We start from the raw sequence: 251 nt of genomic DNA, 5'->3' as shown, positions 1-251 counted from the left end.
AGAAGGTGCAGGACCTGCTTCTGCTCGACGTCACGCCGCTGTCGCTGGGGCTCGAGACAGCAGGAGGTGTCATGACCGTGCTCATCCCGAGGAACACCACCATCCCCACCAAGAAGGAGCAGGTGTTCTCGACCTACTCCGACAATCAGCCTGGCGTCCTGATCCAGGTGTACGAGGGTGAGCGTGCCCGGACCAAGGACAACAACCTGCTGGGCAAGTTCGAGCTCTCCGGCATCCCTCCAGCTCCCCAC

The 251-nt window shown here is 62.2% G+C and carries 1 protein-coding gene; it reads left to right on the top strand.

What is annotated here, in order from left to right:
* Positions 1–251: Hsp70 family protein (locus PZC42_RS25065; protein ID WP_277214360.1), on the top strand; the 251-nt coding region annotated here is incomplete at both ends.

Source organism: Isoptericola croceus (assembly GCF_029382255.1).
GTDB lineage: Bacteria > Actinomycetota > Actinomycetes > Actinomycetales > Cellulomonadaceae > Isoptericola > Isoptericola croceus.
The sequence above is the reverse complement of the archived record's forward strand: the minus strand, read 5'-3'. Positions and strand labels throughout refer to the sequence as shown.